Consider the following 23,742-nt stretch of genomic DNA (forward strand, 5'->3'; position numbering starts at 1 on the left):
TAAAACTATAATAAAATAAACCTAATCTTTATTTCTGGTCTGAACGCGGACTACGAGTTCTTTGTCCCTGGTGGTGTCCTTGTCCAGGTTTCTGTCCTTTTCTGCGGTCAAACTCTTTCTTAAACTTATTAGCATTCATCTTTTCCTGCTGATAAATCTTCAGAATCTGCTTCTGCGAAAGTATCTTACTGAATTCATTGTAATACTTTTCACGAACATCCAGCATTTTACGGCTTTGAGTAAACTGATTCCGCAACATGGTTGCAATCTGGTCGTCAGTCATGGACGACCGTTCCTGCTTAGCATTGGCATCCATCCCTTGTTTTTTCGCTTTTTCGGTTCTCGGTTTGGACATCATACGACATTCGCGTAACTCTTTCAGATATTTCTCATAAACCGGAGTAAACTTGGTAGCTGTTGCATCATCCAGCATCAGTATTTTCACCATCTGGTTAGTCTGCATCTGCACCATTTGTTCCGGTGTAGGGCGCTGTTTCTTTTCTTTGTTATCTGTATTCTGTGCAGACAAAGTCATCTGGCTTCCCATCAATAGGACAGCCAAAATTACATAAATAAATTTAGTCTTCATAATCTTCACGTTTAAAATAATAATTGAGTTACTTAATTCAAAAATATATCATTTTCAGAGAAGTTGACGAGCTCCTCCAACTCCTCATCCGATAGTTCTTTAATCCATTTATCTACAGATTCTGTACCATTAGCTAACACTTTCGAAGAAGACGTTTTCGCCTCATCTGCCTGTCTCAAAGATGGAACAAACAGAAATCCGATCAATACTGCCGCCATGGTAATCACCGTAGAAATAATCAGCTTCATGTGAGATTTCCGCTGTTGCTTCACTCCGGCGCGTTCCATCACCTTTCGTTGCACGTCCTCGAAGAATCCATCGGGGGTACGGTAAGGTGTCCGTTTACCAATATCGTCAAAATCAAAATCCTTTTTCATCATTCTATCTGTTTAATATATATTCCTTAATCTTCTCTTTCGCATAGTGGTAATTCACCTTTAGTGTATCCACTTTACTATCCAGTACACGGGCAATCTCTTCATATTCAAGTTCATCGTAATAACGTAAGTTGAATACAAGCCGTTGCTTTTCAGGCAAACTTAGAATGGCTTCCTGAAACTTCACTGCCAACTCATTTTCATAATCAATATAATCGGAAGCCTTCAACTTGCCCATCAACTCTTCCTGAACATCTTCTGCAGAAACAACTCCCTCATCTTTACGACCGTTCAGCAAGCGTAAACTCTCATTCGTGGCAATCCGGTAAATCCAGGTTGACAGTGAACTTTCTTCGCGAAACTGATCGATATGCCGGAACACCCGGATAAAGACTTCCTGAAGCACATCCTCCGCATCTTCATGAGATACGACCAGTCTACGGATATAATTATATATCGGTACCTGAAAAGAGTCCATCAACATCTTGAATCCCCGTTCGCGATTCGAGGCACAAGCTTCACGAATTTTATTCTCGTTTATCATCAATTCTTTTTCTAAGCTTTATTAGTTAGAACGCAGAAGAGCCGGGAAGTTAAATACGGGAATCCGCATTTTGCTTTTATTAACAAGAAAGAGTAAGAGAGAAGCTGCGCATAAGATATAGAAAGTGCCTCCATATCCTTTGTAAAGGCGATGAAGGCACTTTTAGTAGTTTATCTATAAGTTATAAACAAGAAAATGATTACCAGAACTTATTGTGTTCCACACTATATTCAAAGCCCACGGCTTTCAACTGATTCACTAATTCATCCTTGTCCACATTCATATCTTCACAAAGTTCGTCAAGTGAAGAATAACAATCACGTAACTTCATATTGATGACGCTGAACAACATCATCGGATCTTTTGGTAATTCCATAACATACAATCTTTTAAACCGGATGCAAAGGTACAGTAATCTCATTGAATGACAAAACAAATCAATCACCTATTTCTTCTATCTTCAAAGAGATCTTTTCTATCAGTTTACTGATTTCCTCTTCCAATGGGATCACGTTGAAGTCCTTCCAGAAGTTCTCATCATATTTGAAATTGGTGTCAGAGAAGATGGTACGGGTGGGCAATCTGTCTGTACGGGGAAATACGACCACTTGTTCGGTATCCACCTTACAAGTAATCATCTCAAACCAGATATGAAGATCCCGGCTGCCGAACAGCATTTTTGCCCGTTTCACTTTGAAATGAAGATCTCCACGGATATGGTGTATGTAATAAGTCCCTTGCCACGGTTTATAAGAAATAGTATACACCACCTTTTGAGGAATCATTCGCACGTTACGCGTACGCCTTTCGACAAACATACCTGCCGCATAACAGCAAAGAGGAAAATAGTAACGACGAAAAAGTTCCTCAAACGCTTTCATGTCACCTCCTTTTATCTTTTTTAGTATGAGCAGTTCATCCAGCATCTTTATGATTGACCTCAAATATAAGAAAACTATCCCTGTTTCAATTCGATTGCTTTTTTAATTTATCCACTGCGTGCTCTAAAGATATCACTCGCTTTCTGGCTAAGCAGGCGACGTCCCTTCACCACCCTTACTTTGTCATGATTAGTATTTCTATTAGTGTAGGCTGTTTTGGACACATCGATCACAGCCTCCGATATACCAATATACCGACGCCCTTTCTGTACAGTCTCCCGATAAAATCCCGTCAGCATATCACGCTTATCACTATAATTTAGAGGAATCTTACTGATTGCCTTCTCTACAATCATACGTGGATTTTCAGCAAACACCACCACTTCATTCAGCAGGTTGGCATGAGGTGTCAGCCAAACCGTCAACTTAGAGGGTGTTTCTTTCTCCAGAGAGATATGATTATTTACATAACCTATATGTGAAATCTCCAGTTCGCGCGACGCTTCTGTTTTTTTGATTTTCAAAGCAAATTCTCCTTCCGCATTCGTCACAGTGCCGATATTACTGCCATGCACAGATACATTTACGTTCTCCAGAGCTTTTTTATTTTGCTTGTCTTTCACCATACCAACGATTGTCAGATAATCTCCGGCATCTCCTTGCGCCCACACAGGAAAGCTACAAAGCAGCAAACAAACTGACAGCCATCCAACCAAGTGTTTTTCTACATTCTTCATACTGATGCTTTTTAAAGGTAAATAAATTACGTTTCTATTTATAAGAGCGCTCAGACTGGAAATACCCTACAGCTTTTACAAAAAAAAAGAAAAAGAAATCATATTCCAATGTTATATCCGGGAATTAATAGTAAATTTCCCGGCAAATTAATGATAAAAGCAATCGCCATGATACGCAAATTAGACAAGACCGAATACGACCGGGCTACCTCATTAGCATTGGAGGTATATATACAATGTGGAGCGGAAGACTTCGATGAAGAAGGTTTGAATTCATTCAAAAGTTTTATCTTTAGTGAGCAACTTATGAATGAATTAGTGATTTACGGGGCTTTTGACAATGAAAATCTAGTAGGAATTATGGGAACGAAGAATGAAGGGAAGCATCTATCCCTGTTCTTCATCGGAAAAGAACACCACCGTAAAGGCATCGGCAAACAATTATTCAATTTTGCAATCAAGCATTGCCCAGTAAATGAAATGACAGTTAATTCATCCACATACGCTATTCCTTTTTATCAAAGTCTGGGCTTCGATAAAATTGCCGGGAAACAATGTACCAATGGGATAACATATACTCCGATGAAATTTACGATAAGCAACTTCAAAGAATAATTCCCGATAATCACTGATATAATTGTTAATTATGCTTGTGAATATGTATTTCATATAAAAATAGTTTCTACCTTTGCGGCGGTTATGATGAAGTACATATTTTGTATACTATTAGGCGTATTTCTGTGTTGGGGATTCCATCTGATTTCCGACGAAGCACAAGAGGCATACCGGTTAGAAGCCGGTAGTAACGGCATACAAACCTATTCCAATTCATACACCTCTAAAGCTAGCATTATACAACTGGATCAAGAACAGAAACTAGTCAAGACAAAAGAATACGCCGGAAAGCAAAATTACAATAACGATAACGGCGTTTTAAATCCATTTTCCTTCCGCCACCTCTCTCCCTTAAAAATACTAAGATTCAATATTCCTTCTGTCACTATCCGCATACTAAGCTCGCTAAAGATTCAACTTCCTCAAAATCAATGGACAGGTTTTTCATATTATACCAATCTTTTTAAATATTCCGATAGATATCATATCTATTCATTAGGACACATACTCATTTAGCCATTTTATATCTTTTTTCGGCATAGGACAATTCAAGTCTTTTATGCCCCACTTTCTGTTTGCATCCACCATTTGAGTGAAAAGAAAATTCACTATGGTCTGGAAGCCTATAACATTCTTTCATTACAATAATAACCAAAGTATATAAAATGGACTTTTTATTGGATTTTATACTTCATATCGATCAATATATGGTGATGATTGTGCGTGATTATCATGCCTGGACATACGCCATCTTGTTTTTTATCATCTTCTGTGAAACCGGATTAGTGGTCACTCCTTTTCTTCCCGGTGATTCTTTACTCTTCGTTGCAGGAGCCATTTCAGCATTACCCGATATGCCCATCAGCGTGCATATACTTGTCATTATCTTATTTGCCGCTGCCGTATTGGGCGATTCCTGCAATTACATGATAGGACATTTCTTCGGTCGAAAGCTGTTTAATAATCCCAACTCCAGAATATTCAAACAAAGTTATCTGGAGAAAACACACGAGTTCTATAAAAAGTATGGTGGGAAAACAATTATTCTAGCCAGATTTGTCCCGATAGTACGCACATTTGCACCTTTCGTAGCAGGAATGGGAAAGATGAATTACTACTATTTTATGATGTATAATTTAGTTGGTGGTGCGCTCTGGGTTGCCGTATTCTGTTATGCTGGTTATTTCTTCGGCGACCTTCCGTTTGTGCAGGAAAACCTGAAGTTACTGATTGTAGCCATCATATTTATCTCTGTATTGCCTGCCATTATAGAGGTAGTACGTGCCAAACTAAAATCTTAAAAACAGCAAACTATAATCTGTATTCATTTGTTACTAATATAAATAGAGAAGAAAAAACAATTTAAAGTTTTTACACTTATGAAAAATTCTTTTTTTAGCCGGTTTACTCCAAAGGAGCCCAAATTTTTCCCTTTACTGAAACAGCTATCAGAAGTGCTCTGCGAAGCATCAGTTGTTTTAATAGAAAGCTTGCAACATGACTCACCTACAGAACGTTCGGACTACTACAAAAAAATCAAAGACCTAGAACGGGAAGGCGACAGACTGACACACCTGATTTTTGATGAATTAGGTACTACCTTTATCACTCCTTTCGACCGCGAAGATATTCATGACTTAGCTTCCTGCATGGATGACGTCATTGACGGAATAAACAGTTGTGCCAAACGAATCTCTATTTACAATCCCCGTCCTATTTCAGAGAATGGCAAAGAGTTGAGCCGTTTGATTCAGGAGGAAGCGATCTATATATGCAAAGCCATGGACGAACTCGAAACATTCCGTAAGAAACCGACTCTTCTCCGTGAATATTGTTCCAAACTGCATGAAATCGAGAACCAGGCGGATGATGTATACGAATTCTTTATCACCAAACTTTTCGAAGAGGAAAAAGATTGCATTGAACTTATCAAAATAAAGGAGATCATGCATGAACTGGAAAAAACGACCGATGCCGCAGAGCATGTAGGCAAGATTCTCAAAAACCTGATTGTAAAGTACGCATAAAGCAAGCCGGAACACATGGAATTATTAGTGACTATCATCATTCTGGCTCTGATATTCGATTATATCAACGGCTTTCACGATGCAGCAAACTCAATAGCTACCATCGTATCTACCAGGGTGCTTACTCCCTTTCAAGCTGTAATATGGGCTGCTTTCTTCAACTTCGTAGCCTTTTTCATTGCCAAATATATAATAGGTGGATTCGGTATCGCCAATACAGTATCCAAGACTGTGGTAGAGCAATATATCACCCTGCCCATTATATTAGCAGGAGTTATAGCGGCTATCACTTGGAACCTGGTTACCTGGTGGAAAGGGATTCCGTCTTCTTCCTCACACACCCTTATCGGAGGTTTTGCAGGAGCTGCCATTATGGCAAACGGATTTGAAGCAATTCAGCTTAACATCATTCTTAAAATTGCAGCCTTTATCTTTCTGGCTCCTTTTATCGGAATGGTCATTGCTTTCGGTTTCACCCTGTTTGTCCTCTACATCTGCCGACGCGCACATCCCCACACAGCCGAGCAATGGTTCAAGAGGTTACAACTCGTATCCTCCGCCCTCTTCAGCGTCGGACATGGCTTGAACGATTCACAGAAAGTAATGGGTATTATTGCCGCTGCCATGATAGCCGGCCATTCAATGGGATTGGGCATGGGCATCAACAGTATCAATGACCTTCCCGACTGGGTTGCTTTTTCGTGCTTCACAGCAATTTCACTCGGTACGATGTCCGGTGGCTGGAAGATAGTGAAAACAATGGGAACAAAAATTACCAAAGTAACCCCACTGGAAGGAGTGATTGCCGAAACAGCAGGTGCTTTCACTCTCTACATTACGGAAATGTTGAAAATCCCCGTTAGTACCACACATACTATCACAGGAGCGATTATTGGAGTAGGCGCAACTAAACGCCTCTCTGCCGTTCGTTGGGGAGTAACCAAAAGCCTCATGACTGCCTGGATTCTTACAATTCCAGTCAGTGGACTCTTAGCTGCAGCTATTTATTATATTGTTTCCATCTTTTTATAGATGGAAACATATTATCTATCAGGAATGTTATAATAAATAAACCCACACCTAATGTCACACTTGCCAACTTTGATTGCCGACCTTGCGCTGATATTAATATCGGCCAGTATCATAACCTTGTTGTTCAAATGGCTAAAACAGCCTTTAGTCTTAGGTTACATTATTGCCGGATTGCTGGCAGGTCCTTATATTAATATTTTCCCTACAGTGGGAGATATTGAGAATATCAATATATGGGCAGAAATAGGTGTTATATTCCTGCTCTTTGCACTCGGACTGGAGTTTAGCTTTAAGAAGCTCATGAATGTAGGTTCCACAGCTTTTATTACGGCTATCACCGAAGTAATCAGCATGTTACTCATTGGGTATTTGGTGGGACAATTATTAGGATGGGGCACCATGAATTCCATTTTCCTGGGAGGAATGTTGTCTATGTCATCCACTACAATCATTATCAAAGCCTTCAATGATCTGGAATTGCGTAACCAACGTTTTACCGGTATCGTATTCGGTACTCTGGTAGTGGAAGACCTGATTGCTATCTTAATGATGGTGCTTCTTTCCACAATGGCAGTGAGTCAGGACTTTGTAGGTGAAGATTTGCTGATAAGTGTGCTCAAGGTCGTTTTCTTTTTAATCCTGTGGTTTCTCATAGGTATCTTCGTTATTCCGGCTTTTCTCAAAAAAGCAAAGAAGTTGATGAATAACGAGACTCTTCTGATTGTTTCTCTCGGTCTTTGTCTGGGAATGGTAGTATTGGCTACTTATACAGGGTTTTCAACAGCACTGGGAGCATTTATCATGGGATCTATCCTTGCCGAAACTATCGAGGCCGAACACATCGAACATATCATACAACCGGTAAAAGACCTCTTCGGAGCTATCTTTTTCGTTTCGGTCGGTATGCTGGTGAATCCGGCTGTATTGGTAGAATACGCCTGGCCTGTCATCATCATTACACTGGTTACCATTATCGGCAAAGCCATTTTCTCTTCGTTTGGCGTACTCTTATCCGGAGAACCACTGAATACTTCCATCAAATCCGGATTCAGCCTGGCACAAATCGGAGAGTTTGCTTTCATCATTGCCGGACTGGGTGTTTCGCTCAAAGTGCTTGATCCGTTTATTTCACCTATCATTGTGGCTGTATCTGTTATCACCACTTTCACGACTCCTTACTTTATCCGTTTAGCCAATCCTTTTGCCGAATGGCTTTACAAAATATTGCCTACTAAAGTACAGGAGACATTAGATCGTTATGCTTCCGGCAAGAAGACCATGAACCACGATAGTGACTGGAAGAAATTACTAAAAAACATGATTGGGAGAGTTGTTATCTATAGCGTACTGCTCACTGCTATTTGGCTGCTGTCGATACAAATCATTTATCCCGCCATCAGCGAAATGTTTGCTCCTGTCACTGTATGGATCAACCTGGTGATGTGTCTGGGTACTCTTCTACTTATGACTCCTTTTTTATGGGCGCTCATCTCCAACAAATACAACTCTTCGGAATTATTCCTGAAGCTATGGAGAGACGAGAATTACAATCACGGACGCCTGGTTTCCCTGGTTCTGGGACGTGTATCTGTTGCTCTTTTCTTTATCACTAGTGTAGTCATCAGCTACTTTAAACTAAACTGGGGAATAAGTGTGATTATTGCCATAGCCGTGGTAGCATTGATTCTTATTCTTAGGGAAGACCTCACGCAATATTCACGATTGGAAACAAGATTCCTTGCCAATCTTAACCGACGGGAAGAGGTAGCTAAAAAACGGCACCCGCTAAAAACAAGTTTCAATAGCGAATTCAATGATAAAGACCTTGATTTGACATCTATCCTCGTATCGCCTTATTCCGATTACATCGGCAAGTCTTTAGGAGAACTTTCATTCAGGCAAAATTTTGGAGTAAATGTCGTCGCAATCACTCGTGGCGATCTGAACATATATATACCGAAAAGCTCTGAACACATCTATCCGCAGGATAAATTGACAGTAGTTGGTACAGATACGCAATTACAGGAATTCAGAAATAGAATAGAAGATGTAAAAAATACATCAGATATGGATGCAGTGGATAAAAAGATAACTCTCCACTCTTTCACGGTAGACGAAGAATTCCGCTTTTTAAATCAGACCATCGCGCAGTCTCATTTAGGAGAGAAGCATGACAGTATTGTTGTAGCTATTGAACGAAATGACGAACTGATTCCCCTGGATAAAGACACAACTTTCCAATTAGGAGATCTCGTTTGGATTGTGGGCAACCGGGAAAAGATTAGAAAAATACTGTACTTAACGTAATTGGTATCTAAGCCAGAATGGAATACATCTGCTTTACTTATCTAACATTCTATTTACAAAGTGAGGACGTGTGAATGGCTTACTTGGTCCTACTGTTGATTTAGCACTGCGCGTTTGTGATCTATTCTGCAAATCAAATACGGCAAACTCCTCATAAGACATTTGTTTATCCAAACTTCTTTCCATTATTTTATCATATATCGCTTTACGGGAAGGAGTATTAAAAGATAAGCTACATTTTCATTACCAGAAAATTTATTCGACAAATCTCCCTAAAAAAAACGTACAGACTTTTTTTTGAACTTTCCGATATAGAATAATAGTCATTCAAAAATAAAAAGGGTTGAAAGTCATAGACTTTCAACCCTTTTCTATTATTTCAATCGTCTTATTCAGCGATTTTATTTCACTTCCTCAAAATCAACAGTATCTCTGTATGAGCAACTTGCGTACACGTGTTGCAATTATATCGCAAATCCGAAAATAAGCATCCATAAACAACCACAGCTCTTGACTGCAAAAATATAAAATTTTCCAATAAATATCGTGATATAAACGCATAATAATCAAAAGTATGGCACGAATTTAACAGAATCTCCACTTTTATCCTTACCTTTGTACATGATATTGGGGAACTATACCCTAACAATTATAAGGAAACGATGCAAATTCAAAACAATACATTGATAGCGGAATGCTCAGCTTACGATTTCAAGGAAATGTTGGAACGTAAGAAAGTGAAGTCATGGCTCAAATCCGTGTCGGCTTTTGCCAATACAGAAGGTGGCAGTCTGTTCTATGGAGTGAACGATGATGGAGTGATTGTAGGTTTGGAGAATCCACAATCCGATGCTGACTTTATCAGTGAAACCATCAAAGCGAGACTTGACCCTGTTCCGGAAATACAACTTATCCCGATAGAACATGAAGGGCACTCTTTGCTTGAAGTGAAAGTAAAGGCTGGAACGCTTACACCTTATTACTATTATCAGGACGGAACACGTACCGCATATGTACGGGTTGGCAATGAAAGCGTAGAGTGTAATTCACAACAACTTCTTTCGTTGGTATTGAAAGGTACACACATGACATGGGATTCTCTTCCTACACAAGTGGATGCCAGCAAGCACTCTTTTATTATTCTCGCCAATACTTTCCGTGAACAGACCCATCAGGAATGGAATGACAAGTATCTGGAATCATTCGGTCTGGTTACTCCTGACGGTAAACTGACCAATGCTGGATTGCTGTTCGTGGATAATTGCACCGTATTCCAATCGCGTATTTTCTGCACTCGTTGGACCGGACTTTATAAAGATGATGCCATCAGTTCCGTAGAGCATCGGGCAAATCTCGTATTGCTTCTGAAATATGGTATGGACTTCATCAAGAACTATACTATGAGCGGATGGGTGAAGATGCCGAACTATCGTCTGAATCTCCCCGACTATTCCGACCGTGCCATCTTTGAAGGGTTGGTAAATCATCTTATCCATAGAGATTATACGGTAATGGGCGGTGAAGTGCATATTGACATTTACGATGACCGTGTAGAACTGGTATCACCCGGTGCCATGCTTGACGGTACACAGATTCAAGACCGTGACATATACAAAGTACCATCCATGCGCCGCAATCCTGTCATTGCAGATGTGTTCACACAGTTGGACTATATGGAGAAACGTGGCTCCGGCTTACGCAAAATGCGTGAACTTACAGAGAAGCTACCTAACTTCCTGCAAGGGAAAGAACCACAATATCAAACAGAAGCGACTTCTTTCTATACCACATTCTATAATCTGAACTGGAGCGAGAACGGCAGAATACCTGTTGAGGAGGTGGCTAACAGGGTAAATAGTACCCTCGAAAAGTACCCTGTAAGCGAAGAAAGTTCGGTCGAAAAGTTCGGTGTAAATGCAAAAATGTTCGGTGTAAACAGCAAAAGTTCGGTGAAAAAGTTCGGTGTAAATGCAGATAAGTTCGGAAACACATCGGAAACACCTAAGAAAGTCAGTAAAACTGCACAAAAGATAATTGACCTCGTTATTTCTGATCCATCAATCACAGCTGACAATATGGCTAACAAGGTTGGTGTAACGAAACGTGCTATAGAGAAAAACATCAAGAACCTTAGAGGTATGGGCATTTTGGTTCATGAAGGTTCTGATAAAGCTGGTTATTGGCGCATTGTAATTAATCCTCAAACCGAGCTATAAGCCTATGGGAACATCTTTCATACCACTTTGTGCAATAATTGCCGTCTTGATTATCGCCTTTTTGTTTGCCTCCTTACCGCAGGTAAACCATAAAACGCGATACAGAGTGCTTTATGCAATAGCCATCATCATGCTATTTGCCGTTATTCCTATCAGTGAGTATATGGCTGGACATGCCCAAAATTCAAACAGCAATTATCTGCTTGTTCTGATATTCGATATTGCAGTAGGTTATTTCTGTATGTACATTGCCGCATTACTGAAATTCAATGTCCTTAAACGAAAGAATCAAGCATTGGAAAATGCCTTGACCGAAAAGCAACAAGAAAATGTAGCAATTCTATTGGAACATCAAAATGAAAAGCAACAAGCACTTCAGCAAAGAGAACTTGAATGGTTTGCAGGGAAAATAAAGATGTTTACCGAAGAAGAACAGAAAGCTATTCTTGCCAGTGCTTGCGCATTTGCAGAACACAGTTTGATAATCACTCCCCCAATAACCATTCAGCCAACAGATACATGTAGTCAGCAAGATCTTATGTATTTTGTTTGTTCTGCCTTTTTCAATATGGGTAAGAAGCGTAGTGATATTGTAAGTTTCTTATCTCAGGTCTTTCCGCTTTACTTTCCTTCCGGAGAAAGTGTATTGGCTAAAAAGATGCCGGGAATGGAAAAAGTAAAAGAGAAAAGGGAGAAAGAGAATCAATCCAAGTGAGTTTTCCGACATATAGTCGGTACTTTTCTTTTCTCAGTGAACATAAGGTGAACACAGAACGGCAGATTAGGCTTGAATGATATTTTAACGCGAGTTCGATGAATTATAATAGTCTGTAGATTTAGCGATTAGCGAAAATTGTTGTAACTTTATAGTGCTCAATTACAAAGAAATACAAACAATAATCGCTATAATCACCGAAGACAAAGTTACAGAATTATTTTGTATGACAGATGACTTTTGTAAGTTTTTTGATGCCCTGATGAAAAAATACACTATGAAATCTGATACAAAGCGGCATTATCACCGAAACTCAACCATGTCAAAGGCTGAAATCATGCTGATCATGATATTATTTCACGATTCAGGCTACCGCTGTCTGAAACATTTCTATTTGGAAAAAGTCTGCAAACATCTGCGACATCTCTTCCCAAAGGTTGTTTCATACAACCGTTTTGTAGAACTCGGAAAAGAGGTGGCTATCCCTCTGGCGCTGTTCATCAAAAAAGTGTTGCTTGGGAAATGCACCGGCATAAGTTTCCTAGACAGCACTCCTCTGAGAGTATGTAGGAATCAAAGGATACGTATCCATAAAGTATTCAAGGGTATTACCCAAAGAGGCAAATGCTCTATGGGATGGTTCTTTGGCTTCAAACTGCATCTGATTTGCAATGAGAAAGGAGAATAGCTCAACTTTAGATAACTCCAGGTGATGTCGACGACAGAAAGCCATTGGAATACAAGGCTTTTATTGAATTCCTATATGGTAAGCTGGTTGCTGACAAAGGATATATCGGCAGGAAGCTTTTCCAGCGCTTATTCGTGGTGGCATACAGCTTATCACAAAACTCAAAAGTAACATGAAGGGAGCTTTGATGAGTGTTTCGGACAGGCTGCTTCTTCGCAAAAGGGCTATTATAGAGACGGTGAACGATGAATTGAAAAACATCGCACAAGTGGAGCATTCCAGACATAGGAACTTTGATAATTTCATTGTGAACATACTGGGGTTGCGGCTTATTGTATGTTTCCTAAAGAAGCCGTGTATCAATGTACAACGTACATTAGACACACAGCTTGCTTTGTTTTGAATCCGTCAAACTCACGTTAATTACTAATTATAGTCAATTATGTGAATGTATGAATAGCGGTACTTGTCAATTGCACATCGAGGTAACTTTGCACACAAATGATTTAATCAAATGGATCAAACGGATATAAAAAAAGCTTCCTCAAGGGAAGCCTTTTGTTATTTTATATGCCATCTAAAACGTATAAAAGTGGATGTGTCATAATGATTTGTCATAGCTACACGAAGTTTTACCGTCATAGCATCTACTTTATCCGCACATTCATCTTCCATATCAAATAATTGGCGTTGTTTTTGACGTAGTTGCTTTGCTATTTTAGCTTCATTCTCCTGAAGCTCAAGTTTAAATTTTGCATTCCGTTCTTTACGAATCTGTCTTTTTAATGCTTCATCTTCCTTGCGTAATGCAATGACTTCATTTTCCAACGAATAAACCTGGTCTTCAGCCCATGCTTGATACTTGTCAATTTCAAAGCTTACGTACTCTTCAGATTTACTGTATACATCCTGTTTTAGTTCATACAAGTGCTGTTCGTATTCTTTGGACAATGAGGCTTCCGCAATATCACCATTCCATTTTGTCTCAGATAAAGGATTGGTTTCAAGGAGTTTTTTAACAAAATCTTGTGAAAGACTTTCTCCGTTATCTGTACGGGCACAGAACAACAGTTGTTCATGGGAGTCATGTTCATTGTACGCTTTAACTCTATAAACAACGGCAATACCAGACTGTCCTTTATACTTTTCTAGCAATATCTGCCTTGAAGATAAATTGTCAACATCAAATACAATTTCAGAATCAGGTACTTCTGTTTTTAATGCTTGGTTTATTACATACTCTCCTAGAGGATGCGTTACTCGTAACTGATGGAACTCACCATTATCCTTATTAAGAATATAAGTACCAGTAGGTATATTCTTGTTCAATGGGGTTAGCAACGTGAATGTTAGCTCTTTATTATCGATATTGGTAATGCTGTCTTTTAGAACTCTTTTAGTCAAACGCCAAAAATGTCTATTATAAGAACTAACTCTATCTCGATCTTCACTTTGCCTTATCTTCAATTTATCTACTACCTCTTCATCAAAATTTTCAAGAAGCGACTTCTTAGTATCTTTAATCCTTCGCTGAATGATTTCTTCCAGTTCCAATTGAAGTTGATTAAAAGCAGCTTCAATTTCTCGTTCAGTTCGACAAGTTTGGTATATATGATTCAATTTCTTTTCGAAATCTACACAAGACTCAATCGAACCTAATACCTCGTCACTACTTCCAAACACACCATCAAAGAGATTGAACTTATCATTCAGTAGCTCATATACCCTGCAATCAGCATAGTTAAGTTGATTCACAAAATTTACGACAACAACATCAAACTTCTGACCATATCTATGACAACGCCCAATTCTCTGCTCTATACGTTGTGGGTTCCAAGGCATATCGTAGTTTACTAGCAATGAGCAAAACTGCAAGTTAATACCTTCTGCACCAGATTCCGTCGCAATCATAATTTCGGCATCTGTTCTAAAATAATCCACAAGTGATTGTTTGCGATCAATTATAGTACGTCCCGATATACGTTTAGAACCGGCATACAGGGATAGCCATTTGCGATATATAGACTTAGAATCCTCGTCATTATTTGAGCCATTGAAACATACAACCTTGCCATTATATCCATTGTTTTGCAAGAAGTTCTTGAGATACTCTTGAGTCCTTCTGCTTTCAGTAAATATCAGCGCTTTTCTTGGAGCACCTAACATTTCGTTTTTCTGAAATGTCTTATCTAATGCTACAAGAAGTTGTTTTGCCTTGGTTTCATTTACGATAGACTTAGCTTGCTCTTGGTACATTTTAAGTTCAGCAATCTCATAATCAATAGCATCTGAAATAGCTGGATTAACACCTTCATTTACCTCTGCCTTTTCATCATCCTGAGAAACTTCATAATCATTCTCTATAGTTGATAGAGCAGAGAGAAGTTCTCCTGTAGCTTTATAGTGATCCAATCGTTCTATAAAACATTGTAAGGTATAGCTCAAAGCATAAGCAGAAGAAGACATTATTTTTCTCACAATCAGAGAAAGCATAGGTCTTACTTTTTCTGGAATACCATAGGTTCCTGGCCTTTGAAGATATTCGCTTACATTTTCATATAGTTGAACTTCTTCTGGAGAAGCTTCGTATTCTTGTACAAAAGCTGTTCTCTTAGTATAATTCACATACTCCTTTACTTGTTTACGTAATGTTCTATGAACAATATGTGATAACCTACCTTTTAATTCGCCAAACTTTGCTGAATCTCTAGTAGTTATCATATTGTATTGTTCATTGAAGGAATCTACTGTTGAAAAGAAATGTGGATCAATAATGCTAATCAGACCATACAACTCCTTAAGATTATTCTGCAAGGGTGTAGCGGTCAATAAGACCTTTTTGTAATGCTTAAAGGTATTCATCATCGTATTACCGATAATGTTGCCTTTCTTATAAACATTTCTCATTTTATGGGCTTCATCAAACACGACTAAATCCCAATCAACAAGCTGTAACTCTTCTGAGTGCTTGATTGCGAAATTATAAGAGCAGATTATTATATTTCGGCCATCCTCAAAAGGGTTATTACCCAACTCTTTAATTTCCTTGTAACTGTCATTTTCTAAGATAACTGACGGAAGAAAGAATTTCTCCATCAATTCTAGATTCCATTGATTTCTAAGTGAAGCCGGAACAACAATGATAATCCGCCTGCTATGTTCCGCCCAAAGTTCTGAAATGATAATACCTGCTTCAATTGTTTTACCCAAACCAACTTCATCTGCCAATATTGCACCTTTGCTTAGAGGAGATTTGAAAGCAAACAAAGCAGCTTCTACTTGGTGAGGATTCATATCAACCTTTGCTTCAGACAATACGCCAGTGAATCGACTGTCATCACTGGTCGATTTCTTATGCGATAAATCCCACGCATAATAAAGTTGTTGAGCTGGAGTTATGCTATTCTTCATCTTACTTCTTTTCTATCTTAATAGAGTACTCTGGTGACAATGCATCGAATTGTTCAATCTTTGCACCTCTCCAATACTTCTTGGCAATTTTCAAGCAATCCTCTTTAAGTCTTTCGTCAATCATAGGATTTGCTTCTTTACCGTAAATATCTCTTATTCTTTCATACGATTTCTGCAAATCCAAGTCGTTTAATGATATTCGAATTATATGGTATTTCTCATTGGGATGCTTTTGCATAAAAGTGTTTTGAGATTTATGTAAATAGAATGGAGCAGTACCATCTTTAAGACTATACAATGTTGTTTTAACATCGACATAAATCCTGTCTGTAATATTATGAAAGTCATAATCTCCAATACCTTCTATTGCAGCATACTTATAATCCTTACCTTGAGCCAATAGATATTGCTCATAAATAAGTTCACCGATATATCCAATTGTTTGACGAACTTGCGACTCTTGAGTTTCATCATCAACCTCTTGCATTTCATGAAGAATCTCTAATATCATGTCTTTCTTATCAGCAAGTTCCATCAATTCATCTGCATCAAATGATTCAGCCAACTCTTTAATATTGTCAAGTTTATCTTCATCGACCTTTAAGTTCGCATTATTATCACCTGTATTACTAATTGATTTTTCTGAAGTTTGAACTATCGTAGCGATATCTGTTCCTTTTTCTTCTGCAATTTGCTCAAGTTTTTCCAATTGGTCTACATATAGTCCTTGCAATACAATAAAAGGTTGCTGGAAGAACTCCATATCGGCAATATGTTTCTCTATCATCTTTATTGCAGAGATTTTTTCTGCATTAGGATATTGAACAACTACCAAACCATTAGTGTCATAACCAAAATCCTTGTTATCTATTGCTTTTGAGAAAACCTGTTCCCTATTTTTGAGCATTGTAAAGTTTATACCAATAGGTTTCTTTGATGTTTTAATCAAGATACCTCTAGATTCGGGCATATTCTTCCAAATCTGATATGGTTCTGTTGCAATTTCATTATAATCTCCTTCATGAGCCTTAACAGAAACCTCTAGTTTAGGAGATTTATGTAGTTTATGTTTAGAAAGTAATTCTAATCCTCCATAAGCAAACACAACTTCATTTACAAAGAAATTCTGCACCTTCTTGTCATTCATCAACATATCCAAGAATATTGGTGTCCAAGAATAAATAGATAAGAAACATGATTCTTTATCATACTCTTCAAGAGTAAATGTGGGGCAAATAGAGCCAAGTGACTTATCACGACATTCGACATTGCCAGTATATCTTAAGAATACCATGTTGTCAATGCCTTCTGGTAGTCTATCGATGATACGTTTTATATTCTTGTAGGCATTATCACCATAAACATATATAAGTTCAGCATTCAACACCCAGTTTATTGTTGATTCAGTTTTATCTGAGTCTTCAAAATCAGGAATAGCTATAGCTTCTTCGTTATCACGAATGAGTCTTCTTACAGAAATGTATGATTCACTGTCGGTTCTGATATTCCCAAACAAATTGATAGCATCAACATTCTGTTCCAACCATTTCTGCATTTCGTTGGGAAGCTTTTCTTCGTCATTAAGTAAAGATTGCTCTGCAAATACTTGGGTTTCTGAATCAAAATCAGAAATCTTGAAATACTCATCAAACCCTCTATACTGGTTAGTCTTAATCATTGTCAAAGCCTCGCTAAGACTCTCTTCTTTACCTATTGCAAGATTGTAATAATCAGGCTCATCATTAAGTGAATAGTCAAGACAGAAGCGGAGTTGTTCTATTGTGAGATGTTTATCTTTTATCTCGTCATAGATTTCTTTGCAAGAAACGTTCTCCTTCTTGTCTCCATAAAATTGTTCCTTAAACCACTCTGCATCATTATCTGAAGGAAGACAATCCAGAAATGAATCGATATGTTCATTCTCTTCTTGATAATCACCATTTAAGGCATACAGACTATACTCATGATCATAAGCAATGAAAACACTATCCTTTATTGTCTCTGGAAGTCCTTCATTATTATGTCTGATACAATTAAATATGGTTTTTCTAAATTCATTCTCTTCAGTATCACGTGACACGGCAAATTTAATAATCTGCCAACGAATATCAGAATCTGTAATCTTATGGTCGATAGATATTATAGACAACGAATTGATATAATGTTCCACAACAGCAGAGCTACAATTTCTGATAAGGGGGAATATTAGATTCTTATCTGAAATCTTATCTACAACAGAATTTGCAAAGTCGTCACGAGTGATATTGAAAGCATTTGTATCTGATGGAATAAGAGTTTGTACCTTTTGAGGTATATAGTAAAAACCTATCTCTAACAAAGCACTTCTCAAATCCGTGTCAAGGTCATTAGTATAGTTTTTCCCACCATTAAGGGCCTGAACTATAAAGCTATTATCATTACCTATAACCCTGTATTTAAGCAAGAATCCATCAGATGATATCTTCGACAAAATAGCCAATGTATCAAAGTCTATAAACTGATTAGGGTCAATCAAGTCGTAGACATATAAGGTATTCATCATGAATGGTGCAGAACTCAATACCTTTTCGTACTTATATGGCACAAAATTATAATCAGAATATGAAGCTTGAAGCTTTTCATATTCTGCTTCAGATAACTTATCGAAGTTTTCTACATTCTGACATGATTCATCTGTAGGTTTACCATCCTTGTCAAGATATAATCTAAGTAATGAACCTGCAACAGATGTTCCACCTGCCTTGTAAGCATTCTGTATATCTCTTAGATATGCATCTGTGTTGTCGCCCCAGCCATCTTCTTGCTTTATATCATCGAAATGATTTACGATCCAATTCCATAGTGCAGTATTGTCGCCTTGTTTGTCAATAAGCCAATCTCGCTGTTTAATACATTCAGGTATGCTACCTTTGATGCGGAAATTGTCAAACAAAATAGTCCCGTCCAAACGCTCTTCAAACAGTTCAGAGAATGGCAAATAATCACCACGCCAGTTCTGAAAAACAGTGATTCCATTTATAATTTCATCTTCGTAATCAGATTCATTTTCAGCAATCATACAGAGCGTTTGACATACAGCATCTCTGCCCATAGAAGTTTCTCTCAATTCTGCAAGATTTGCTTTTATCTTACCGAAAAGATTTGAATAATCATCTTCATCATATTCCTCACACATAGGTTCTACTATATACTCTTGACCTACAAATATTGGTTGTGTCGTCTGAGCCATATAGTAAACATTGATATCGGACTTCAATTCCCCCCATGAATATAAATTATTCTCATTTGAACGGAATAATTGTATTGTTTCAATATCTGAGATACAATCAAGACAATTGGTATGGAATAGTCTATAATCCTCCTTAGACATACACTTTATCCATGCGGACAATTTTTCCATGTCTGCCATTTGAAGCATCTCAGCAAAACGTAAAACACGAACCTTTTTATCAAAGTGGAAAGAATATTTTTTTCTGCTTTCATTGTCAATCCAATGTAAATCAGTTATACCAATATCTTTCAATAAAACATTCGTTTCCTTTTCTTCCTCACATACTTGTTCAAAAGGTACGTAAGTACCCTCAGATGTATAAGCATATTCCTTCAAGAATGGACGAATAACATCATAGAATGCTTTACGGATCTTCTGTTCATCTTCAGAGTTATCTTCTGGGCGTGACGATATCAAGGACTGATAGATATAATCAAACTTTTCTCTATTTGTAACCAAAAGCGACTTCAATTCATCAACCAAATGTGTATAGGCAAGACGCAATTGATCACAAGTTTTTTCTGTATCGCTTATACGCTGACGGCTATCATCTACCTCTAAAATCTGGCTGTCCAAAATAAAACCAAATCGATATTTTGTTTGTAGAATAGGCAATCCCTTAAAGAAGTTAACCACATTTTTTTCAGCGAATATTGGATTGAAAGCAAAGTGATAATAGAATTTATTCCCTTCTTCTACAAAATCAACAAATAACGAACTAACAGGATGCTGCTCTACTTCCTTACCCATCACATATATATGTTTAAGTGATTTGCCTACATTACGCTCTTGATCAGCTGTAATAGAAGCAAAAACGCCTAAACGTTCACGAACATTCTCAAGGTTGTTTTCTTCAATGATCGCATCATACTTACCCTTTCCTAAGGGTATAATTAAAGCCGTTCCCCTAGTCAAGAACGATTTATTTCTTGGTGGATCAACTAATTCATTGAATGCCTTAATTGCTCTTTGAGCTTCTTCATTGCTAAATCTTTCTAAATCTTGACCTGGTGCTATTGGATAATAGCTCATAAGAATTTTCGCAAACAGTATATGGTTCTCTACATCGTCTGCTTGAGCAGGAATCCACTCATCATCGTTAATAAGCCAAGCATCCAACTGGGACATATTGTGCCAACTAACAAGATATGGTCCTTTTTTGTTATTAATGATGGCATCTTTAAGAAGTTCTTCTGTATTGACGTTATGATTTATATCTGCCAAAAGTGTATAAAGCAACTTGGAACCTTGACCATATTTACCTAGTTTGTCATCATCGTTTAACTTCAAGGATTTACCTTTTGCCAAAAAATTATATAACTGACCATCTCTAGGCTCTTCGCCTTCAGGAAGATCAAAAATATTGAGGTCTGTAAAGAACGGTTCTCCGTTATTTAGTACTATCAAGAACTCTTCATTAGCATAGAAGAATAAAAAATCTGCACTTGCATCATACGCATTCTGCACAAATTCATAGAACAACTGTTCTTTTGCATTATTTACAAAACTGGCTGCACCTGTTATGAGAGCATCGACTTTTTGTCCCTGCCCACTCATCATATTCAAAAAGTATTCTTTATTCGAACCTACTAGTTCAAGGGTTTCATTACCTTTTGAAATTGATTTTATATATTGTCTGAGGTCTCTTACTTTCATAATTCCTCTACTTTATTTGATGTAAGGGATGATTTGAATGATAAATGTTTTGTTGAGTTCTTCTTGGCCTGGAGTATTGGGATATCTACCTTGACCACCAAAACCCGAACCAGAAATAAACACTTCTCCATTCATTTCTTGAATGGATTTAATTATCCCATTTTGATTCCAAAGATTATATAAGCTCAATGCACGTTCATAGCTACGAATTTCCATTGTGTGCCATACAGCTCTATCCGCTGCTTCATTTGCTTCCTTGGAATCTTTGTTCAAATGTCTGGCTGCTCGTCCTTCTATTATGATTTTGAAAGAGATGTTTACAGACTCTTTAAATTTGGACAAAATTTTGTTAACCAACTCTTTTCCCGCTTCTATAAAAATTTCTTCTTTATCAGCCGGGATATTTGACAAATTAGGTTCAAACATTATATCTGATTTACACTCAAATCTTTGATATTGCTCATTATAATGGAAATACTCACTTACCAATGACTTTTGTGCTTCGTTGAACTCTCGAATCATTCTTGATTGTTCAATGGTGACTTTTATACTACCACCATCACCACCAATAGCCCCTGTCACCTTAATGTAGCCATACCATGCAACAAGACTGGTTATGATAAAAACAACCAGAAACCCTGACATTAAATCTGTATAATTCTGCCAGAAATTATGCTCGTCACCTTCGTTTTTAAAATTCAACTTACTCATTTGTTGGTGATTCTATTAAGTTGACTTTCAAGTTTCTGAAGAGTCTCAATTGTTGTGCTGATTTCATTGATGTGAGAAATCAGGTTCTCTATACGTTCTTGCCTTTCTTCCATTACAGCAATGACTTCATCCACTTTTTCATTTGTGTGGACAACATGCTTCATGCTATCATTAATGGTCGAAAGCATATTTTCTTGACTCTCATTCATCCTATGAGCATTATTTACGGCATCAATATATGCTTGAGCTGCACTCTCATAGTTGCCCTTAATATTTCGGACATGATCACTGATGTATGCATAACTCTTTTCTAATGCTTCTACATTTGTGACAATTGCTGAACTGAGGGCATTAACTTCATCAGTAACAGTCTTCTGCAAGTCCGTTACGAATGTAGAAAGAGAATTGCGTAATTCAGCACTTACTTCACGATTCATAGATGTACTGCTTTGAAGCATTTTTTGATTTACTTCAGCATAAGCATCCTTCAAATCAACCATCTGTTGCAAGCTGTTTGTACTTTGTTCCTGAATCTTTTCATATTCAGCATTAAATTGTGCATTCATCTTTTCAGCGAAATCTGAGTTCTGATTAGCCAATTTCTCTGACAAAGCATTATAGTTTTCAACGATAGAAGTCAATTTTTCATCCTGGCTAGAACGTAAATTAGCCAATGCAGAAGTCATTTGAGTACAGAGTGATGTGATTTGTACTGTCACATTGTTAGATACAGACTGTAACTCTGTATTGGTCCCTGCAATCATTTGCTGGACATTAGTCTTTTGCTCTTCAAGCAGACCTGTAGAGAGTGAAGACATTTTATCTGTCAAAGCCTCAAGAGTATCTGCACATTTCTTGAACTGTTCTTCACCAAAGTCCTTAATATTCTGTTCAATCCGGCCATGCATCTCAGTAAAGATATCATCCATTCTCTTTACAAAGTCATTAATAAATTGCTCAAGAATCTTACTTTGCTGGCTAATAGTAGTATTGAGTCGTTCATAATATTCTTCATTTTTGGCACTTTGTTCTACAAGTTGCTGTGAAATCCTTGATAGAGATTTATTTGTTGTAGTTGACAACAGGGTAAGATTATACAAACACTCTTCAGGTGTTTGTAGGTTAATTTTCTTTTCCAATTTCCGGTCTTCATATGAATACCATATCTTACATCCAGCTGTTGCGATAAACGCAGAAATAAGACCTGCGATAGAAGATGTAAAGGCAGGTACCAAATTTCGAATTATGGTATCTATTTCAAGTGAGTCCTGGTTGATGTCGCCTAATGAATTACAGATAGCCACGAATGTTCCCAAGAGACCTAATGAAGTAAATAAGCCTGGTAAGCTATTCAGTAATTGTCTGGATCTATTCTTATAGTATATCAATCCAAAAATTACAGTTATCACAACGCTTGCAATAAACACACCCTTACCTGTCAGCATTACGGCAAGTGGTTCTGTTAACCATTTGAATTCAATTTCACTCATGACTTCTATTATTGTTTCAATTTGTTATTCTTTACTAATTATTATACTACAAATGTAACCTATTTTAAGGAAAACAATACGAAAACGAAGAATAATTTGCATAAAAAGCAAATTATTTGTTGGATTTTCGATGATTATTTTATAATTTCATCTATTTTTGCATTAATAAAACTGAAAAAACATGGATAATAAAGACATTAACAGAATTAAAGTTGTACTTGTAGAAAAGAAGCGGACTGGAAAATGGTTAGCTGAAGCTTTAGACAAAGATCCAGCAACAGTTTCCAAGTGGTGTACCAATACAGCACAACCTTCACTTGAAACGTTAAGGCAAATAGCCAAATGTCTTGAAGTTGATGTAAAAGACTTACTCAACTCACAGAATGAATAGATTACCCGCATATCCTATAGTTTTAATTCTAATGCAAAAGTACTCATATAATTGCGAGTTCGGAATACATGGCCGATAGATGGA

The 23,742-nt window shown here is 37.6% G+C and carries 18 protein-coding genes and 4 pseudogenes; 11 read left to right on the top strand and 11 right to left on the bottom strand.

What is annotated here, in order from left to right; all coding sequences use genetic code 11:
- Positions 1-28: 28 nt before the first annotated feature.
- The 7 genes and pseudogenes from AAHJ11_RS04020 to AAHJ11_RS04050 form a co-directional block, all read right to left on the bottom strand.
- Positions 29-589, bottom strand: a complete 561-nt coding sequence (locus AAHJ11_RS04020; protein ID WP_148364547.1) for a hypothetical protein — start codon at positions 587-589, stop codon at positions 29-31.
- A 32-nt stretch (positions 590-621) separates the two neighbouring features.
- Entirely contained in the window at positions 622-966 is a 345-nt protein-coding gene (locus AAHJ11_RS04025; protein WP_148364586.1) for a hypothetical protein, read from the bottom strand.
- A 4-nt stretch (positions 967-970) separates the two neighbouring features.
- Positions 971-1,510, bottom strand: a complete 540-nt coding sequence (locus AAHJ11_RS04030) for an RNA polymerase sigma factor (RefSeq protein WP_004302175.1) — start codon at positions 1,508-1,510, stop codon at positions 971-973.
- A gap of 199 nt (positions 1,511-1,709) precedes the next feature.
- Entirely contained in the window at positions 1,710-1,886 is a 177-nt protein-coding gene (locus AAHJ11_RS04035) for a DUF4250 domain-containing protein (protein ID WP_004302174.1), read from the bottom strand.
- A gap of 61 nt (positions 1,887-1,947) precedes the next feature.
- A pseudogene (locus tag AAHJ11_RS04040) lies at positions 1,948-2,337 on the bottom strand (carboxypeptidase-like regulatory domain-containing protein); the annotation flags it as partial.
- A pseudogene (locus AAHJ11_RS04045) lies at positions 2,326-2,436 on the bottom strand (RNA polymerase sigma-70 factor); the annotation flags it as partial. The pseudogenes AAHJ11_RS04045 and AAHJ11_RS04040, both read right to left, overlap by 12 nt.
- 86 nt (positions 2,437-2,522) lie before the next feature.
- A pseudogene (locus AAHJ11_RS04050) lies at positions 2,523-3,128 on the bottom strand (carboxypeptidase-like regulatory domain-containing protein); the annotation flags it as partial.
- Between the two features lie 168 nt (positions 3,129-3,296).
- On the opposite strand from AAHJ11_RS04050, the gene AAHJ11_RS04055 reads away from it, so the two are divergent.
- The 10 genes and pseudogenes from AAHJ11_RS04055 to AAHJ11_RS04100 all read left to right on the top strand — a co-directional run bounded on the left by AAHJ11_RS04055 (position 3,297) and on the right by AAHJ11_RS04100 (position 13,131).
- Positions 3,297-3,743: a GNAT family N-acetyltransferase gene (locus AAHJ11_RS04055; protein ID WP_032843206.1), complete on the top strand. Its 447-nt coding sequence runs from the start codon at positions 3,297-3,299 to the stop codon at positions 3,741-3,743.
- A gap of 84 nt (positions 3,744-3,827) precedes the next feature.
- On the top strand, positions 3,828-4,259 hold the full coding sequence (locus AAHJ11_RS04060) for a hypothetical protein (RefSeq protein ID WP_122136839.1): 432 nt from the start codon (positions 3,828-3,830) through the stop codon (positions 4,257-4,259).
- 149 nt (positions 4,260-4,408) lie between these two features.
- The gene (locus AAHJ11_RS04065; protein WP_004305686.1) at positions 4,409-5,044 is read left to right on the top strand and encodes a DedA family protein; all 636 of its coding nucleotides are present in this window, start codon (positions 4,409-4,411) and stop codon (positions 5,042-5,044) included.
- 78 nt (positions 5,045-5,122) lie between these two features.
- Positions 5,123-5,770, top strand: a complete 648-nt coding sequence (locus AAHJ11_RS04070) for a DUF47 domain-containing protein (protein ID WP_004325331.1) — start codon at positions 5,123-5,125, stop codon at positions 5,768-5,770.
- A 15-nt stretch (positions 5,771-5,785) separates the two neighbouring features.
- Positions 5,786-6,802, top strand: a complete 1,017-nt coding sequence (locus tag AAHJ11_RS04075; RefSeq protein ID WP_004305685.1) for an inorganic phosphate transporter — start codon at positions 5,786-5,788, stop codon at positions 6,800-6,802.
- Between the two features lie 51 nt (positions 6,803-6,853).
- Entirely contained in the window at positions 6,854-9,109 is a 2,256-nt protein-coding gene (locus AAHJ11_RS04080) for a cation:proton antiporter (RefSeq protein WP_148364546.1), read from the top strand.
- Between the two features lie 662 nt (positions 9,110-9,771).
- The gene (locus AAHJ11_RS04085) at positions 9,772-11,325 is read left to right on the top strand and encodes an ATP-binding protein (protein WP_342989915.1); all 1,554 of its coding nucleotides are present in this window, start codon (positions 9,772-9,774) and stop codon (positions 11,323-11,325) included.
- 4 nt (positions 11,326-11,329) lie between these two features.
- Positions 11,330-12,040, top strand: a complete 711-nt coding sequence (locus AAHJ11_RS04090; RefSeq protein ID WP_234069582.1) for a hypothetical protein — start codon at positions 11,330-11,332, stop codon at positions 12,038-12,040.
- 277 nt (positions 12,041-12,317) lie between these two features.
- A complete protein-coding gene (locus AAHJ11_RS04095; protein ID WP_254637796.1) occupies positions 12,318-12,728 on the top strand; it encodes a transposase in 411 nt (136 codons plus the stop codon).
- Positions 12,729-12,772: 44 nt separating this feature from the next.
- Positions 12,773-13,131, top strand: a pseudogene (locus AAHJ11_RS04100) (transposase).
- Positions 13,132-13,289: 158 nt separating this feature from the next.
- Here AAHJ11_RS04100 and AAHJ11_RS04105 read toward each other — a convergent pair.
- The 4 genes from AAHJ11_RS04105 to AAHJ11_RS04120 are packed head-to-tail and all read right to left on the bottom strand — an operon-like array spanning position 13,290 to position 23,267.
- Positions 13,290-16,139, bottom strand: a complete 2,850-nt coding sequence (locus AAHJ11_RS04105; RefSeq protein ID WP_035448912.1) for an SNF2-related protein — start codon at positions 16,137-16,139, stop codon at positions 13,290-13,292.
- A 1-nt stretch (position 16,140) separates the two neighbouring features.
- Complete coding sequence (locus AAHJ11_RS04110; RefSeq protein WP_413579095.1) at positions 16,141-21,066, bottom strand: hypothetical protein; 4,926 nt, start codon at positions 21,064-21,066, stop codon at positions 16,141-16,143.
- A gap of 12 nt (positions 21,067-21,078) precedes the next feature.
- A complete protein-coding gene (locus AAHJ11_RS04115) occupies positions 21,079-21,777 on the bottom strand; it encodes a hypothetical protein (RefSeq protein WP_413579096.1) in 699 nt (232 codons plus the stop codon).
- Positions 21,774-23,267, bottom strand: coding sequence for a MotA/TolQ/ExbB proton channel family protein (locus AAHJ11_RS04120; RefSeq protein ID WP_413579097.1), 1,494 nt, complete (start codon positions 23,265-23,267; stop codon positions 21,774-21,776). Before AAHJ11_RS04120 ends, AAHJ11_RS04115 begins: the two co-directional genes overlap by 4 nt.
- A gap of 181 nt (positions 23,268-23,448) precedes the next feature.
- Here AAHJ11_RS04120 and AAHJ11_RS04125 point away from each other — a divergent pair, with 181 nt between their 5' ends.
- On the top strand, positions 23,449-23,658 hold the full coding sequence (locus AAHJ11_RS04125) for a helix-turn-helix transcriptional regulator (RefSeq protein WP_005785854.1): 210 nt from the start codon (positions 23,449-23,451) through the stop codon (positions 23,656-23,658).
- Positions 23,659-23,742 lie beyond the last annotated feature (84 nt).

The sequence above is a fragment of the Bacteroides sp. 90-K9/2 genome, assembly GCF_047310725.1.
Classification (GTDB): Bacteria; Bacteroidota; Bacteroidia; order Bacteroidales; family Bacteroidaceae; genus Bacteroides; species Bacteroides vicugnae.